Here is a 14,390-nt window from a genome sequence, read left to right as displayed (position 1 = left end):
CATTAGGGGCCGCGGCCGGCGCTCGGGGGGCAAGGCGCCGGCCGCGGGGCTTTCAGGAGTTGTACGCCGTGGCCGTGACCTTCAGGCCGTGCGGGCGGCCGAGCCGGGACGGCCAGGTGACGGCCACCTCGCGGGATTCGCCGGGGAGCAGCCAGAAGTAGTTGTCGCTGTACTCGGCCGGCAGGACCCGCTCCCCCGCGCCGTCGCGCAGGGCGACCCGGACCAGCGCCGCCACCACCCCACCGCGATTGGCGATCGTCGCCGTGAGGCCGGAGCCGGACGGGCTCGTGCGTACGTCGAGTGTCGTACTCGCCATTGTCGACAGGGCCCGCATGTCGGAGGGTTTCGTGTACCGCCAATAGGTGTTCTCCGACAGGAGTTCGCCCTTGGCGGTGCGCATTTCCAGCCGTACCACATGAAGCGGTTGACCCTGCGGCGCGGCAACCGTGAACGCCGGAGTTGTCGCGGAAGCCGCCACGGACAGTGTCTGCTTTTGCTCCCGGCCGAGCGTCTTTCCCGCCAGGTCGTACGCACGCGCCGTCACCGTCACGTTCGTCAACGCCGACGGAGTGTGGTTCACCGCCCGCACCCGCCACGTGCCCGGATCCGCCTGCACGTGACGCGGCGCGCAACTCTTCCGAGCGCCGTAGTACGCGCCATTGACATCCAAGTCATAGTCATACGTCTGCCACACCGTGCTGTACCAAGCCGGATGCGACATCCACAGCAACAACCCGGACGCGTTGTCGAACAACGACGAGTTCCACGCCTCGAACATCGCCCGATGGCTCTCGTAGTTCACGAACTGAGCGCGGGCGCTGAACTCCTCCAGCGACGACGCCACCCCCAGCCGCTCCTCGATCGCCTGCTGGTAGCCGCCGACGTGCTGGTTTCCGCTGGTCGCCCAGTCGTGGTAGCCCCAGACCTCGCCGATCGGCCAGGCCGGTTCGGCGCCGGCCAGGTTGCGCATCGTCTCGGCGTGCGGGACGACCGGCATGCCGATCTCGGTGTGGAAGCCGAGGGTGCCGGCCTCGTAGATGTCCGGGTCGGCGTACGTGGCGGGATCGATCCAGTGCCACGGGCCGTTCCCGCTGACGATGCCGGCGTTCGACGACGGCACATAGACGATCTCCGGGTCGAGCTCGGCCACCGCCCTACGCAGGCCGGCGTCGATCGCCGGCGGCGGGAACTGCTCGTTCGCCCCACACCACACCGCGATGCTCGGATGATGCCGATACCGGCGAATCGTGTCGGCGACGATCGCGTCGTACGTGGCCGACTCCTCGATGAACGGCCCGGCCTCCCAGAAATCGTTCCAGACCAGAATCCCGTACTCGTCACAAGCCGCGAAGAACTCCTCACGGGTACTGCTGCCGATCCAGTTACGAATCATCGTGAAGTTCATGTCCCGATGCATCGCCACCGCCTCCCGCAGCAAATGCGGCTGAGTACGGCGCAACAACTCGTCCCAGCCCCAGTTACCACCACGGCAGAACACCGGCACACCGTTCACGCTGATCTTCAGCTCCGTCGCACGGTTGTCGACCGCCTTGACGTCCTTCCACGCCGAGCCGTCCGGCGACGCTCGGATCACAAAGTCTTTGGCGTACGCGGTCTCCCACACCACCTTCACCCGGTCGAACGTCGCGGCCGCGCCGAGGTCGACCTGGATCCACTGGCCGTCGGCGTGCTCCGCGGAGGCCCACCGGGTACGCGGGTTGCCGTCGGTGACGTTGCCGGGCGGGTTCGACGACTCGCTCGAGGAGGCCGTCGCCGGTTTGCCGAGGGCGAGGTCGGTGTCGCCGTTCAGGACCGAAAGCGTCCACAGCGACACGCCCCCGCCGGTGGCCCCGCGGCCGGCCTGGAGGCGGACGTAGCGCGCGGTGGCCGGCGGGACGTCGACGGTCTGCGGGCCGTACCCGCCCAGCGGCGGCTCGGCCGGCGGGCTGATCACCACCGGCTGGAACGTGTCGTACGAGAACTCGCGCACGCCGTAGCGGACCTGGCGGGAGTCACTGACCGTACGGTCGATGGTCGCCGTGACGGTGAGATCGTGCAGATGCGGTTCGCCGTACCCGTTGGGCCACCACAACTGAGGGTCACGCAGGTGGACGGTGGCGAAGACGACGTCGGTGGTCGCGCCCGCGGCCACGGTGACCGTTTCGGATCCGCCGAGCGAAGTCGTGAGGGTCACGGTGGTCGCGGTGGCGGCGGCGTTGCGGACCGGGACGGTCACGGTCACCTCGGCCGTACGCAAGTCGGGCACCTTGGTCGCGATGTGCGGGTCGCCGATGACGATGTCGCCCGTGCTGCGCAGGCGGACGTGGTTCCAGATGCCCGAGGCGCGGTCGCGCACGGCCGGCATCCAGTCCCAGCCGGACACCGCGAGGTAGGTCGGCGAATCCTTGTACATCGAGCCGCCGTGCAGGAACGTCCAGCTCGCCAGCGACTTGTCGCCGGGCGTGCCCGGGTGCGGCATCGGCGTGATCTTCACCCGGACGGTGTGCTCGGTACGGCCGTTCAGCGCCTCGGTGATGTCGTAGGCGGCCCGCGCGAACGGGTGGGTCAGCGTGCCCACCTCGACCCCGTTGACCCAGGTGGTGGCGGCGTGGTTGACGCCGTCGAACTCCAGCCAGACGTGCCGCGAGGCGTCGAACCCCCGCGGCAGCTTGAACTCGCGGCGGTACCACCACGCGTGCCGGGACAGCGCCTCGGGAATGCGCAGGTTCTCGAAGCCGGCGACCGGATCGGGCAGGTGGCCCTGCTCGACGAGACTGGCCAGAACCGTACCGGGCACAGTGGCGGGCACCCAGTCGCGCAAATCCGAGTCGGCGAAGTCGTCCATCGTCAGCGCCCAGCCGGATTCCAGCGGGACGGTGCCGTCCGCGGCGACGCTGAGCGCGGGCGCGGGCTCGGTGTTGCCGCCGGCCCAGTCGGTCCAGCCGGTTGTCGCGGGCCGGGGGCCGAGCTCCCGCCCGTACACCTGAAAGCCGTTGAGACCGGCCGGATTGGTGTTGTGCTGCTTCAGCACGCTCAGCCGCACATGCCGCGCCCGCACCGGCTGCGCGAGAGTGATCTGCTGGACGCCGCCGGCGCCCTCGACCGTCTCGTAGGCCCCTGCCCAGCTTTCGCCGTCAGAGCTGACTTCGATGGTGTACGCCGTGGCGGCACTCGACTGGATCTCGTCCCCGTCGGTCGCGTTGTACTTGCCGTCGAACGGCTCGTCGGCCGGCGTCGCCTCGAAGGTCAGGGTGATCCGCTCGATCTCGCAGGGCCCCTGCAGATCCACGGTGATCCACTGCGCACCGTCGTCACCGGCTCGCCAGCCCGACCCTTGAACACCGGTCCGCGCCAGCCGGTCGACGGCGAACGAGGGCTGGGCCGGCCCGTACGCGGTGGACGACGCGGTGACCGGCCGGTGCAGGGCGAGCTCGCCCTGATTCTCCGGAACCTTCTCGCTGGAAACGTTCCTTGAATCGGCCATGATGACTCCAGAGACGATGACAACGTTGTCATCCAACGGTTCGCCTCCCCTCCCGTCAAGACCACGTTTCGGGACCTTTACAAGCCGCGTACGGGGACTCCCGGCCGGTAGCCGCGCCGGAGGGGTGGGTCAGCGCTGGTCGCGGACGGCGACCCTCGACCGCTCGCCTGCGTGATCGGCCGGGAATCCAGCGCCGTAGATTGACGCCGTGGCTCTGACCAACGTGGTGCTCGCCTCCGGCCGCGACATCGACCTGTCCGACATCCATCTGAGTTCGACCTACGGCGGCCTCATCGAGGGCTACCCCAACGCGCGGATCAACGACTACATCGTCGAAGGGCTTGCCCGCCGGGCCGGGCAGCTGTTCCCGCTCGGGCCCGTGCACGTCGTCACGCCGGCTCGCACGGAGTCCGAGGTCGATCCGGGCGAGCGGTGGCCTTTCGGGCCGCCGCAGCGGCTGCAGCCGGTCACCTGCGTCGGGCTTTTCTCGTCGCATCCGGTCGATCCGGAACTCGACCCGGTGCTGCACTTCTCGCGGCTCGTCGTGGCCTGGTTCCAGGACGACGTGTCGCTTCCGGCCGGTGATCTGGCGCCGGCCGGCCTGCGGCAGCTGCGCTGGGACGACCTGGCCACGGATGGTGAGGTGTAGGCATGGGGCTTCTACTGATCGCCGTCGTGGACATGGCCGACGGGCACGCGGCGGCCGGGCGGGCGTACGAGGACGCGGTTCTGGCACTGCTCGGGCGGCACGACGGCCGGGTCGAGCGGCGTTTCCGGCAGGAGGACGGCGCGGCCGAGGTTCATGTGATCCGGTTCGCGGAGCGGGCCGGGTACGACGGTTTCATGGTCGACCCCGAGCGGCTGGCCCTGCGGGAGCGGCTGGGTGCGGCCGCTCCGGCGACCCGGGTGCTGGAGGTCTACGAGGTCTGAGCCTCGCGGGCGACCCGGGCCGCGATGCGGGCGACCTCCTCGACCGTGATCGCGATGATCGGCTCGTCGGGGCCGCCGGCGGCGAGGCCGCGCTCGACGTGCGGAGCGTGGATCTCGGCGGCGACCCGCTGGTCGAGGGTCTCGTGCAGGCGGTCGGCGATGAGCTTGGCCAGGTCGTTCGTCACGGACGCCAACCTAGCCGATCAGGCGGCGACCGCCTCCCTCGCCGCCGGTGAGGTCGCCGCCGGTGAGGTCGCCGCCGGTGAGGTCGCCGCCGGTGAGGTCGCCGCCGGTGAGGGTTCGTAGACGGTGACGACGACCCCGCGGGCCCAGCGCATGCGCGTGGCCGCGTTCTCCGGGTAGTCGCCGTACGCGGCGGCGAGGTCGGCCACGCAACCCCGGGTGCCCCGCGTGCGGACGGCCCGGGCGATGGCGGCGTCGACCGCGCCCGGCGTGGGGCGGGTGCCGGACGGCAGGTCGCTGCTGAACAGCGCGGCGGCCCGGGCGGCGAGCAGCTGACTTCGCATATCGATCATCCCTCACGGTGCGGTATCGACTCAGGTACTCAGAGTGAACCCTCGATGCCACTTCCCGCCTCAGGAGATCTACCTAGGGCGAGTCCGAAAACCGACGGAAGGCGTTGAGGACCATTTCCGCGTACCGCTGCCCCTCGCCCTCCAGCGCGGCCCGGGTCCGCTCCGCCAGCTGCCGGAACTGTTCCCGCGCGACCGCCACGACCACGTCCTGCTTGGCCGGGTAGCTGCGGTACACGGTCGCCTTGCCGACTCCGGCCCGCTCGGCCACCTGCGGAACTGTCACCCCGAGGCCCTGCTCACTGAAGAGCTCCCGGGCCGCGGCGATGACCCGCTCGTGGTTGCGAACGGCGTCCCGCCGGCGGCCCTCATGCACGCTCTCGGTCTGACTCACGCCGATTTCCGGGTACGCGGGCGGCCAGGAACCCGGTGGTGGCGCGCTTGCTGAACCCCATCTGCTCGTACAGCCGAAGCGCCCCGGCGTTGCCCTGGTTGACGTGCAGGAACGCCTCCTCGCCGCGGGCGCGGATCAGCCCGATCAGCGCCCTGACCAACCCCGAGGCCAGCCCTTGACGGCGGTACGAGTCGTCGGTGCACACCGTGCCGATCTCGGTCCAGCCCGGCACCCGGATCCGCTCCCCGGCCATCGCCACGAGCTTGCCCTCGCGCCGGACGCCGAGGAACGTGCCGAGCTCGACCGCGCGCGGCGCGAGCGGCCCCGGCTTGGTGCGCTCGACCAGGTCCAGCATGTCCGGCACGTCCGCGGGCGCGAGGCGCTCCATCCCGTCGAGGCCGGCGGCCGCGACGCCCGAGGCGGTCATCTGATAGCCGTCGCCGCCACCGAGCGACGTCCAGGTCGAGGGCACACGGGCGCCGACCCCGGCCAGGGTCACCACCGCGCCCGGCCCGGCCAGCGAGGCCAGGTCGTCCCAGGCCTGCTCGTCGCCGAAGTCCCGCACCGCCACCAGCGGCGAGTATCCGGGCCGGTAGCGCCCGGCCCCGCCGCGGATCTCGGCGAAGTCGTGCTGCGGGCCGGTGAGGGCGGCCCAGACCAGGTTGTCCGGTACGGAGTTCATGCCGTGGTCCTTTCCGAGTCGACGGTGTCACCCGCTGCGACGCCGGCGGCGAGGGCGGAGTTCACCCGTGGGATGCGGGTCGCAACGATCGCCGCCAGCAGCGTCGCCACGGCACCGAAGACGAAGGCCGGTGAGACGGCTCCGATCCCGGCCATCACCTGCGTGCCGACCGAGGAGCCGACCGAGCGGATCAGCGAGCTCACCCCGGCCATCTCCGCCGCGCGCGCGGCCGGGACGGCCTCGACCACGATGACCGGGATGACCGCGAGCGCCAGGCCGACCCCGAACAGGGCCAGCAACGACCAGGACCGCCGGCCGCACCAGCAGACCCAGATCGACCAGCGGACGCGCGGTGCGCCGCTGGGCGAGGCCGAACACGGCGAGCACGACCAGGCCGGCCGCGATCAGCCCCAGGGTCAGCGGGGAGGTCCAGCCCCAGACCGACCCGCGTCCCACCGCCGGCAGCGGCAGCGTCACCCCGGCGCCGAGCAGCAGCCCGAGGCCGCTGCCGACGCCGAACACGGTCGAGATCAGGCCGGCACCGATCGCGCTGAGCACGGATCCCGCCGCGAACAGGGCGAGGACCACGACGAGCAGCCGGCGCCGCCCGTAGAGGTCGCCGAGCCGGCTCAGCACCGGGGTGAGGACGGCCGAGGCGATCAGATAGGCGGTCAGCGTGCGGGTGACGGTCGGCCGGTCGGTTGTCGCGGCGCGCACACGTGGCCGAGACCACGCACAGATTCGCCACTAGATGTCCACTGGCGATTTCTAACTTCGGCTCGAACGAAGGAGAAGGCAATGAACAAAAAGGTCCTCAGCCTCGTCGGTGCCGGTGCGGTCTTCGCCGCCGGTCTCACCGGCACCGCCGCCTACGCGGGCGGCAACGACCACGCCGCCAAGAAGCCGACCGTCGTGCTCGTGCACGGCGCGTTCGCCGACTCGAGCGGCTGGAACGGGGTCGTGCAACGGCTCCAGAAGGACGGCTACCCGGTCGTCGCGGCGGCCAACCCGCTGCGCGGCGTCGCCTCCGACGCCACCGCCGTGCGCGCCCTGCTCGACAGCATCGACGGGCCGATCGTGCTGGTCGGTCACTCGTACGGCGGCAGCGTCATCTCCAAGGCGGCAGCCGGCGACAAGGACGTCAAGGCACTGGTCTACGTCGCGGCCTTCCTGCCCCAGGCCGGCGAGAGCGCGGCCGACCTGTCCGGCAAGTTCCCGGGCAGCACGCTCGGTGACACGCTCAAGCAGGTGCCGCTGCCCGGCGGCCACGTCGACCTGTACATCGACCAGGACAAGTACCCGCGGCAGTTCGCGGCCGACGTCCCGCTCAAGGACGCCAAGCTGTCCGCCGTCTCGCAGCGCCCGATCGACCAGGCGGCGCTGGCCGAGGACGCGGCCGGCGCCCAGGCCTGGCAGACCATTGCGAGCTACGACCTGATCAGCGGGGCCGACAAGAACATCCCGCCGGCCGCCCAGCAGTGGATGGCCGAGCGGGCCCACGCCAAGGTGCGGACGGTCAAGGGCGCCTCGCACTCGGTCTTCGTCTCGCACCCCGGCACCACGGCCTCGTTCATCGAGAAGGCCGCGCGCGAGACCGTACGGTAAACAAGGAGAAAGACCACCTGCACCGGGTCGACGGCGCGGCGCCGGGGTTCAATGGCGAACGTGGCTGCGACGACGTTACGGTTCAGCGTTCTGGGCCCGGTGCGGGTCCGCAACGGCACGGTGGACCTCGAGCTCGGCGGGCGCCAGCAGCGGTTGCTGCTGGCGCTCCTGCTGGCCCGGGCGGGCACGGTGGTCGGCCTGGCTGAGCTGGTCGACGCCATCTGGGGCGACGACCCGCCGGCGAGCGCGGTGAACAGCATCCACCGCGCGGTCGGCACGCTGCGCCGGCTGATCGAGCCCACCCTGCCGGTACGGGCGGTCGGTGAGCACCTGGTGCGGCACTCGGCCGGTTACCGGCTCGAGGTCGACGAGGACGCACTCGATCTGCTGCGCTTCCGGGCCCTCGTGCGGCGGGCGCGGCAGGCGGCGGGCGAGGCCGAGGCGGTGCACCACTACGCCGAGGCGCTGGCGCTGTGGCAGGGTCCGCCGGCGGCCGGGCTCGAGCCGGTGTCCCGTACTCACCCGGCCTTCATCGCTCTCGAGGCCGAGCTGGCGCAGACCGTCCGTGAGGCGGGCGACGTGGCCCTGCGAGCCGGTCACGCCCGGCTGATCCTGCCCACGCTGCGGCGGATCGGCGGATGGCGGCCGTTCGACGAGGCACTGCAGACCCGCGTCATGCTGGCCCTGGCCGCCGAGGGCCGCCAGGCCGAAGCCCTGGAGGCCTTCCAGGAGATTCAGCGCCGCCTCTCCGAGGAGCTGGGTCTCGATCCCGGCCCCGAGCTCCGCGCCGCCCGCGACCGCGTGCTGCGCCAGCAGCCGGCCGCGGCGCCCGCGCCCGACGATCGGGCCGCGCCGCCGCGGGCGTTCGTTCCGGCTCAGCTGCCGGGCGACCATCCCTACTACACCGGCCGGGCCGACGTGCTCGCCCGGGCCGAGGCGATTCTGGCCGACGACCGCCGGCAGGGCCGCCCGACCGTGGCGCTCGCGTTCGACGGCATGCCCGGCGTCGGGAAGACCACCTTCGCCATCCACCTGGCCCATCGGCTCGCACCGTCCTATCCGGACGGGCAGCTCTACGCCGATCTCCGCGGCTTCGCCCCGGAGGGACCGATGACTCCGATCGAGGCCGTGCGGGGGCTGCTGAGTTCCCTGGGGGTACGCGGTGACGACCAGCCCGCCGAACTCCAGGCCGCGGCCGGGCTCTTCCGGAGCCTGCTGGCCGGCCGGCGGATGCTGCTCGTGCTCGACAACGTCCGCGACTTCGAGCAGATCCGCCACCTGCTGCCGGGCACGCCGGGCAGCCTCGTGCTGGTGACCAGCCGGGCCCGGATCACCGACCTGATCACGGCCGGGGCCCACCCGCTGCCGATCGAACTGCCCTCCACCGCCGAGGCCCGGGAGAACCTGGTCAGCCGCCTCGGCCGGGCCCGGGTCGGCGCCGAGCCGACCGCCGTGCAGGCCCTGATCGAGCGCTGTGGCCGGCACCCGCTGGCCCTGGCCATGGTGGCGGCGCGGGCGATGGCCCGGCCGGACACCCCGCTCACCGAGATCGCGGCCGACCTGGGCGTGAGCCCGGACCACCTGGACGGCTTCGACGACACCCTGACCGCCGTCTTCTCGTGGTCGTACCGGGCCCTCTCCCCCGCCGCGGCGGCCCTGTTCCGCCTGCTGCCGCTCTATCCGGGCCCGGAGATCACCGTGGACGTGGCGGCCGCCCTGGCCGGCACCGGCGAGCGGACCGCCCGGTCGCTGCTGGGCGAGCTGGCGCAGCAGATGCTGACCCAGGTCCGCGGTGGCCGCCACCAGGTGCACGACCTGCTGCGCGCGTACGCGGCCGATCTGAGCGCGGCCGAGGACACGCCGCGGAGCCGGGACGCGGCCGCGTCCCGGCTCTACGAACACCTGGGCTGGATCGATCAGCCGCGTCGCGTGCCCGCTCGGCGAGAAGCCGCCCGGCCGCCCGGATGATGCGCCCCCGCGTGTTCCCTGCCACGGTCCGCACCTAAACGACCCCCTTTCCTGAACCCGGGCGGGACAACCACCGTCGTATGGGTGACTGTGCAAAAAGAAAGGACCGGGACAATGGCCGATAATTGGCTTCCGCAACGCCAGGGACCGCGGGTCGCCGAGCAGGCTCTGTCGGCCGAGGAGATCGCGTTCCTCGACGCGTTCCTCAGCGCCGCGGTCACCGTGCAGCGCAACCTCGACTCCGACCTGAAATGTGAGCAGAACCGCACCCTCAGCGAATACATCACGCTGCGCCGCCTCGGTGACGCGCCGGATCGCCGGATGCGGATCAACGAGCTCGCCGCCACCGCCTTCCTGTCGCTGAGCCGGATGAGCCGCATCGTGGAGAAGCTCGAGCAGCAGGGCCTGGTCACCCGGGAGCAGGTGCCGGACGACCGGCGCGGCTGGAACGCGGTGCTCACCGAGGCCGGCCTCGAGTGGCTGCGGCGCGGCGACCGGGCGTACGCGGCCAGCGTGCACCGCCACGTCCTGGACCAGCTCGACCAGCGGGACCTGCCGGCGCTGACCAGCGTCGCCCGCGTGCTGGCCAACCTCCCCGACCGCAAGCCGGCCTTCATGCGCGCCGCCTGAGCGTTCCCCCGCGAGAAAGGGCCGGCGCAGCGCCGGCCCTTTCTCGTGAAGCGGGCTACTACTCCCGGTGGGCGGCGATGAACTGCAGCACGCTGTCCTGGAAGCGCTCGGGCTCCTCGACATTGCCGAGGTGACCGCTGTGCTCGAGGATGACCAGCCGCGAGCCCGGGATCAGGTCGTGCATCTCGCGGGCCCAGCGCTCGCCGCAGATGATGTCGTAGCGCCCGGCGATGACCAGGGCGGGCACCGCGATTCCGGCCAGCAACTCCCGGTCGTCGATCGGTTCCGCGTGCCCCTCGGCGTCACGGCCCGAGATGTAGTTGACCCGGATGTGCTCGCGGAACGGCTCGAACTCGGCCTCCCGGCCCCAATAGTCGGCCAGGTACGAGGGCAGCAGCCCGCGCAGCGCGAGGGTCAGCTGCGCGTCGTCGGTGATCGAGCCGACCGCCTGCAGCGACTGGAGCACCGCCGGCAGCTCGGGGTTGCCCTCGTTGCGCTTGACGAACAGCTCGACCTGGCGCCCCACCTCGGCGCCCTGTTCGGCCCCGGTGACCGGGGCGCTGTCGTACAGGATCACGCCGGCCAGGCGCCGCGGGCGGGTGGACGCGTAGTACTGGGCGACGAAACCGCCGTACGAGTGCCCGAGCAGGAAGACCTTGTCGGCGCCGAGGTCGTCGACGATCCGGTCGATCGCCGCCGAATAGAGCTCGCGGGTGTAGCCGTCCGGGTGGGTCGGCAGCCGGCCCGACTCGCCGGTGCCCAGCGCCTCGACGTACGCGACCCGGGCGTGCTCCTCGACGGCCGGGATCCGCAGGTAGTCCCAGAAGACGCCGGGGCCGCCGGGCATCGCCACGACGACCGCCGGCCCCTGCCCGTACACGTGATATCGCTGCTCGACGCCGTTGACGTCGACGGTGTGAATGGCCATGTCCGGTACAACGCGGCGGCCCCGGACCAGCTCACCGGTGTGACCGGCGGCATCACGCCAGCGCCTCGCGCAGCGACCGCAGGGCGTAGTGCGCGCGCGACTTCACCGTCCCGGCCGGCACGCCCAGGCCGCGGGCGATGTCGGCCACCGAGCGGCCCTTGACGTACAACTCGTCGAGGATGATGCGATGGGCCTCGCTGAGCGCGCGCAGCCCGTACCGCAACTGCTGAATCGCCACCGCCGTCTCCGCGGTGTCCTCGGCGTCCGGCATGGCGGCCAGGTCGAGGTTCTCCACCTCGGCCGGGCGGGCTTTGCGCATCCGCAGGGCGTCGATCGCGGCATTGCGCGCGACCGTGTAGAGCCACCGCCGCGCCGACTCGCCGTCCGCCGGCATGGCGTCCATCCGGCGCCAGGTGCGCAGCATCGTCTCCTGGAGCAGATCCTCGGCGAACGACCGGTCGCCCCTGGTGAATCCGCGCAGATAGCTCAGCAGGGCGTCACCGTGTTCCGCGTGCAGCGCTGTGAGCCGGGAACTGTTCTCGTTGGCCACGAGACGAAAGCTAGGTCGTGGCGATGGAGAAACAGTGGGGTTCGAATGGGCCGGCCGCGGCGGCGGAGGTTCAGTCGCCGCGACGGTAGAGGTAGACGGTGGGCCGCTCCGGCGCGGGCTTGCTGTCCGGGCCGGGCGCGGTGACGGCGGCCGCGTCGGCCGCGGTCCGCTCCTCGCCGCAGGCCGACGCGAAGGCGAGGCCGAAGCTCGCGACGATCGCTAGGGGTGCTATCCGGGCGAGACGCATGGTGGAACTCCTTCGATAGGTGCCGTAACTCCTCCACAACGGCTCGGGAACGCCCGGGTTCACCGGGGGCGACTATCTCTCAGAAGAGTTCGGTACGCCCGTACGGGCCGCTATCTTTGGCGCCGTTGTGAGCCAGAACCCGATCCGATTCACCGTGCTCGGGCCGGTACGGGCGTTCAGCGGTGACCGCCGCTACTCCGTCTTCCTCTCCATCGACGCCGAGTACGCGACGGTGGCCCGGGACGCGGCCCGCGCCGCCGTCGCCTTCGACCGCGTCGGCCAGATCCTGCCCGCCGTGCGCCGGGCGGCCGAGAGGAACCCGCTGGACGAGTCGCTTCAGGCCCGGCTGATGCTCATGCTGGCCGCCGACGGCCGGCAGGCCGACGCGTTCGCGCTGTTCCAGTGGGTCCGCGACACGCTCGCCCGGGAGCTGGGCGTGGACCCGGGAGCGGAACTGCGGGCCGCGTACGACGAGGTGCTGCAACCCCGGCCGCGGGCGGCCGAGCGGGCGGCGCTGGACGCGATCGTCGAGGCGTGCGGGCGGTGGCCGGCCGCCCTGACGGCGGTCGCCACCGAGACCTGTGGGCGCCTGGACGGACTGGCCGCGCGCCTGCGCCGGGACAGCCTGGACGCCCTCGGTGGGCTGCGGACGGCCTTCGCCGGGTCGTACGAGGCGTTGCCCGAACCCGCGGCCCGGCTGTTCCGCCTCCTGTCGCTGCACCCGGGGCCCGACCTGACCCCGGCCGCCGCGGCGAGTCTCGCCGGGCGGCCGGAACGGGAAACCGTACCCGTGCTGGCCCGTCTCACCGGCGAGAACCTGCTCCTGACCACACCGTCGCAACGACTCGCCTCGCATGCGCTGCTGACGGCGTACGCGAAAGAACTCTCGCCCAAGCGGGACCAGCCCGCCGAGCTCGACGCGGCGGAAACGCGCCTGTGCGCCCATTACCGCCACACGGCGTACGAGGCGAACCGGCTCCTCTGCCCTTTGCTCGAACCCCCGGATCCGGGTGTACGGCCGGAGGACGTGACCGTCGAGGAGTTCGGCGACCACCGCGGGGCGTTCCGGTGGTTCCGCGCCGGGCATCGCGTGCTGCGGGCGCTGATCGAACGCCGGGACGGGCCGGGCGTGTGGCAGCTCGCCACCACGATGGTGCCGTTCTATCAGGGCAGCGGGCTGCGGCACGAATGGCTCGCGACGGCACGGGCGGCACTGGTCTCGGCCGAGCGGACCGGCGACCGGCTCGGCGAGGCCCACATGCAGCGCTGCCTGGCCGGCTCTCTGCGCCTCGGCGACCGGCGCGGAGTGGCCGGCTGCCTGCTCGGCCTGGGCCGGCTGCGGCAGCGGGCCGGTCAGCCCGAGATCGCGGCCGGCCTGCTGCGCCGCTCGGTCGAGCTGCACCGCGAAGCCGGCCACCGGGCCGGGGAGGCCGAAGCCCTGATCGCGCTCGGCGACGCGCTCACCGGCGGCGACGCCCACCCGGCGTGGCGCGCGGCCCTCGACATCCCGGCCGAACTGCGGCTCCCGGCGATCCGGGACGTGCAGCGCCGATTGCACAGTGGAAGGGGAAAGACATAGAAACCGTCGCCGTGGTCGCGGCCGACCCGATCGTCCGGGCCGGCCTGACCCGCATCCTGACGTCGTCGCCCGGCCTCACCGTGCGCCACGAACTGGCCGACCTCACCGCCCTGCGCGCCGTGCCGCCGCCGACGCTGGTCGTCGTCGACCTGGACGAGCGGGTTCCGCCCGCATCCTGGCAGCGGCCGCGCGTCGTCGCGCTGGTGCGCCCGCCGAGCCCACCGGACCTGCTGGCCGCGCTGCGCGGCGGCGCCATCGGCCTGATCACCCGGCGCAGCGCGGCCACCGACCTGGGCCTGGCCGTGGAGGCGGTGCGCCGCGGCGGCGCCTACGTGGCGGCCGAACTGCTCACGGCACTGCCCACGCCCAGCCACGAACCGCGGCTGACCGACCGTGAGGTGGAAACCCTGCGCTGGGTGGCGCAAGGCCTGACCCACAGCCAGATCGGCCGCCGCATGGGCCTGACCGAGTCGACGGTCAGCACCTACGTGAAGCGGATCCGGACCAAACTCCAGGCCGGGAACAAGGCGGAGCTCACCCGGCGCGCCATCGAACTCGGCTTCCTCACGCGGTTTCCCCAGGGTCCCGGGTCACACATCTGAACACGCACGGAGGGGACGCGTTCAAGCGGTGAGGAGACACGTTCGTAAGGAGACCGACATGAGCCGCTGGACGCTCTACCTGTGGCAGGCGCTGGCCGCGCTGGGCGAGGCCGACTACCCGATGGACCGGGTCACCGCCGAGTACGAGAGGGAACGCCACCGCCGCTTCGAGGTCGACCTCGACGACGACCGGTCGGTACGGGCGGCGTTCCGCTCCATCATGGAATGGGAGTACGGGCCGAGCGCCTTCAAGTGACG

General features: G+C 72.0%; 17 protein-coding genes. 8 read left to right on the top strand and 9 right to left on the bottom strand.

Features of this window, described 5'->3' with window-relative positions; all coding sequences use genetic code 11:
- Positions 1-52 precede the first annotated feature (52 nt).
- Positions 53-3,484, bottom strand: a complete 3,432-nt coding sequence (locus AB0C26_RS31155) for a discoidin domain-containing protein (protein WP_360254728.1) — start codon at positions 3,482-3,484, stop codon at positions 53-55.
- A 208-nt stretch (positions 3,485-3,692) separates the two neighbouring features.
- Between AB0C26_RS31155 and AB0C26_RS31150 the strand changes: the two genes are divergently transcribed.
- Both AB0C26_RS31150 and AB0C26_RS31145 read left to right on the top strand, forming a co-directional pair.
- Entirely contained in the window at positions 3,693-4,133 is a 441-nt protein-coding gene (locus AB0C26_RS31150) for a hypothetical protein (protein ID WP_360254726.1), read from the top strand.
- 2 nt (positions 4,134-4,135) lie between these two features.
- On the top strand, positions 4,136-4,414 hold the full coding sequence (locus AB0C26_RS31145) for a hypothetical protein (RefSeq protein WP_360254724.1): 279 nt from the start codon (positions 4,136-4,138) through the stop codon (positions 4,412-4,414).
- Here the strand turns inward: AB0C26_RS31145 and AB0C26_RS31140 are convergent.
- The 5 genes from AB0C26_RS31140 to AB0C26_RS31120 form a co-directional block, all read right to left on the bottom strand.
- On the bottom strand, positions 4,402-4,599 hold the full coding sequence (locus AB0C26_RS31140) for a hypothetical protein (protein WP_360254722.1): 198 nt from the start codon (positions 4,597-4,599) through the stop codon (positions 4,402-4,404). The genes AB0C26_RS31145 and AB0C26_RS31140 overlap by 13 nt on opposite strands.
- A gap of 18 nt (positions 4,600-4,617) precedes the next feature.
- Positions 4,618-4,941, bottom strand: coding sequence for a hypothetical protein (locus AB0C26_RS31135; protein WP_360254720.1), 324 nt, complete (start codon positions 4,939-4,941; stop codon positions 4,618-4,620).
- A gap of 82 nt (positions 4,942-5,023) precedes the next feature.
- Positions 5,024-5,341, bottom strand: coding sequence for a helix-turn-helix domain-containing protein (locus AB0C26_RS31130; protein WP_360254718.1), 318 nt, complete (start codon positions 5,339-5,341; stop codon positions 5,024-5,026).
- Complete coding sequence (locus tag AB0C26_RS31125; protein WP_360254716.1) at positions 5,316-6,023, bottom strand: GNAT family N-acetyltransferase; 708 nt, start codon at positions 6,021-6,023, stop codon at positions 5,316-5,318. The genes AB0C26_RS31130 and AB0C26_RS31125 overlap by 26 nt, the downstream gene beginning before the upstream one ends.
- Positions 6,020-6,322, bottom strand: a complete 303-nt coding sequence (locus AB0C26_RS31120; RefSeq protein WP_360254714.1) for a hypothetical protein — start codon at positions 6,320-6,322, stop codon at positions 6,020-6,022. The genes AB0C26_RS31125 and AB0C26_RS31120 overlap by 4 nt, the downstream gene beginning before the upstream one ends.
- Positions 6,323-6,821: 499 nt before the next feature.
- On the opposite strand from AB0C26_RS31120, the gene AB0C26_RS31115 reads away from it, so the two are divergent.
- The 3 genes from AB0C26_RS31115 (at position 6,822) to AB0C26_RS31105 (ending at position 10,226) form a co-directional block, all read left to right on the top strand.
- On the top strand, positions 6,822-7,628 hold the full coding sequence (locus AB0C26_RS31115) for an alpha/beta hydrolase (RefSeq protein WP_360254712.1): 807 nt from the start codon (positions 6,822-6,824) through the stop codon (positions 7,626-7,628).
- Positions 7,629-7,688: 60 nt separating this feature from the next.
- Positions 7,689-9,596, top strand: a complete 1,908-nt coding sequence (locus AB0C26_RS31110) for a BTAD domain-containing putative transcriptional regulator (protein WP_360254711.1) — start codon at positions 7,689-7,691, stop codon at positions 9,594-9,596.
- Positions 9,597-9,710: 114 nt separating this feature from the next.
- The gene (locus AB0C26_RS31105) at positions 9,711-10,226 is read left to right on the top strand and encodes a MarR family transcriptional regulator (RefSeq protein ID WP_360254709.1); all 516 of its coding nucleotides are present in this window, start codon (positions 9,711-9,713) and stop codon (positions 10,224-10,226) included.
- Positions 10,227-10,284: 58 nt separating this feature from the next.
- On the opposite strand, the gene AB0C26_RS31100 is transcribed toward AB0C26_RS31105, so the two are convergent.
- From AB0C26_RS31100 to AB0C26_RS31090, 3 genes are all read right to left on the bottom strand, one after another.
- The gene (locus AB0C26_RS31100; RefSeq protein WP_360254707.1) at positions 10,285-11,154 is read right to left on the bottom strand and encodes an alpha/beta hydrolase; all 870 of its coding nucleotides are present in this window, start codon (positions 11,152-11,154) and stop codon (positions 10,285-10,287) included.
- Positions 11,155-11,206: 52 nt separating this feature from the next.
- Positions 11,207-11,704, bottom strand: a complete 498-nt coding sequence (locus AB0C26_RS31095; protein WP_360254705.1) for a sigma-70 family RNA polymerase sigma factor — start codon at positions 11,702-11,704, stop codon at positions 11,207-11,209.
- A 70-nt stretch (positions 11,705-11,774) separates the two neighbouring features.
- Positions 11,775-11,951: a hypothetical protein gene (locus AB0C26_RS31090; protein ID WP_360254703.1), complete on the bottom strand. Its 177-nt coding sequence runs from the start codon at positions 11,949-11,951 to the stop codon at positions 11,775-11,777.
- Positions 11,952-12,078: 127 nt separating this feature from the next.
- Here AB0C26_RS31090 and AB0C26_RS31085 point away from each other — a divergent pair, with 127 nt between their 5' ends.
- Genes AB0C26_RS31085 through AB0C26_RS31075 form a run of 3 tightly spaced genes read left to right on the top strand, consistent with a single transcriptional unit; the run spans position 12,079 to position 14,388 of the window.
- On the top strand, positions 12,079-13,530 hold the full coding sequence (locus AB0C26_RS31085; RefSeq protein ID WP_360254701.1) for a BTAD domain-containing putative transcriptional regulator: 1,452 nt from the start codon (positions 12,079-12,081) through the stop codon (positions 13,528-13,530).
- Positions 13,531-13,541: 11 nt separating this feature from the next.
- Positions 13,542-14,132, top strand: a complete 591-nt coding sequence (locus AB0C26_RS31080; protein ID WP_360254699.1) for a response regulator transcription factor — start codon at positions 13,542-13,544, stop codon at positions 14,130-14,132.
- 58 nt (positions 14,133-14,190) lie between these two features.
- The gene (locus AB0C26_RS31075) at positions 14,191-14,388 is read left to right on the top strand and encodes a hypothetical protein (RefSeq protein WP_360254697.1); all 198 of its coding nucleotides are present in this window, start codon (positions 14,191-14,193) and stop codon (positions 14,386-14,388) included.
- Positions 14,389-14,390: the final 2 nt, after the last annotated feature.

It is taken from the genome of Actinoplanes sp. NPDC048796, from assembly GCF_040650035.1.
Classification (GTDB): Bacteria; Actinomycetota; Actinomycetes; order Mycobacteriales; family Micromonosporaceae; genus Actinoplanes.
Note: the sequence above shows the minus strand (reverse complement) of the source record. Positions and strands in the feature narration are given on the sequence as shown.

What these genes read in the sequence shown, in the direction of transcription:
- AB0C26_RS31105 (WP_360254709.1), top strand. Translation starts at nt 9,711, where the DNA reads ATGGCCGATAATTGGCTTCCGCAACGCCAGGGACCGCGGGTCGCCGAG.
- AB0C26_RS31100 (WP_360254707.1), bottom strand. Translation starts at nt 11,154, where the DNA reads ATGGCCATTCACACCGTCGACGTCAACGGCGTCGAGCAGCGATATCAC.
- AB0C26_RS31135 (WP_360254720.1), bottom strand. Translation starts at nt 4,941, where the DNA reads ATGCGAAGTCAGCTGCTCGCCGCCCGGGCCGCCGCGCTGTTCAGCAGC.
- AB0C26_RS31115 (WP_360254712.1), top strand. Translation starts at nt 6,822, where the DNA reads ATGAACAAAAAGGTCCTCAGCCTCGTCGGTGCCGGTGCGGTCTTCGCC.
- AB0C26_RS31075 (WP_360254697.1), top strand. Translation starts at nt 14,191, where the DNA reads ATGAGCCGCTGGACGCTCTACCTGTGGCAGGCGCTGGCCGCGCTGGGC.
- AB0C26_RS31155 (WP_360254728.1), bottom strand. Translation starts at nt 3,484, where the DNA reads ATGGCCGATTCAAGGAACGTTTCCAGCGAGAAGGTTCCGGAGAATCAG.
- AB0C26_RS31145 (WP_360254724.1), top strand. Translation starts at nt 4,136, where the DNA reads ATGGGGCTTCTACTGATCGCCGTCGTGGACATGGCCGACGGGCACGCG.
- AB0C26_RS31125 (WP_360254716.1), bottom strand. Translation starts at nt 6,023, where the DNA reads ATGAACTCCGTACCGGACAACCTGGTCTGGGCCGCCCTCACCGGCCCG.
- AB0C26_RS31090 (WP_360254703.1), bottom strand. Translation starts at nt 11,951, where the DNA reads ATGCGTCTCGCCCGGATAGCACCCCTAGCGATCGTCGCGAGCTTCGGC.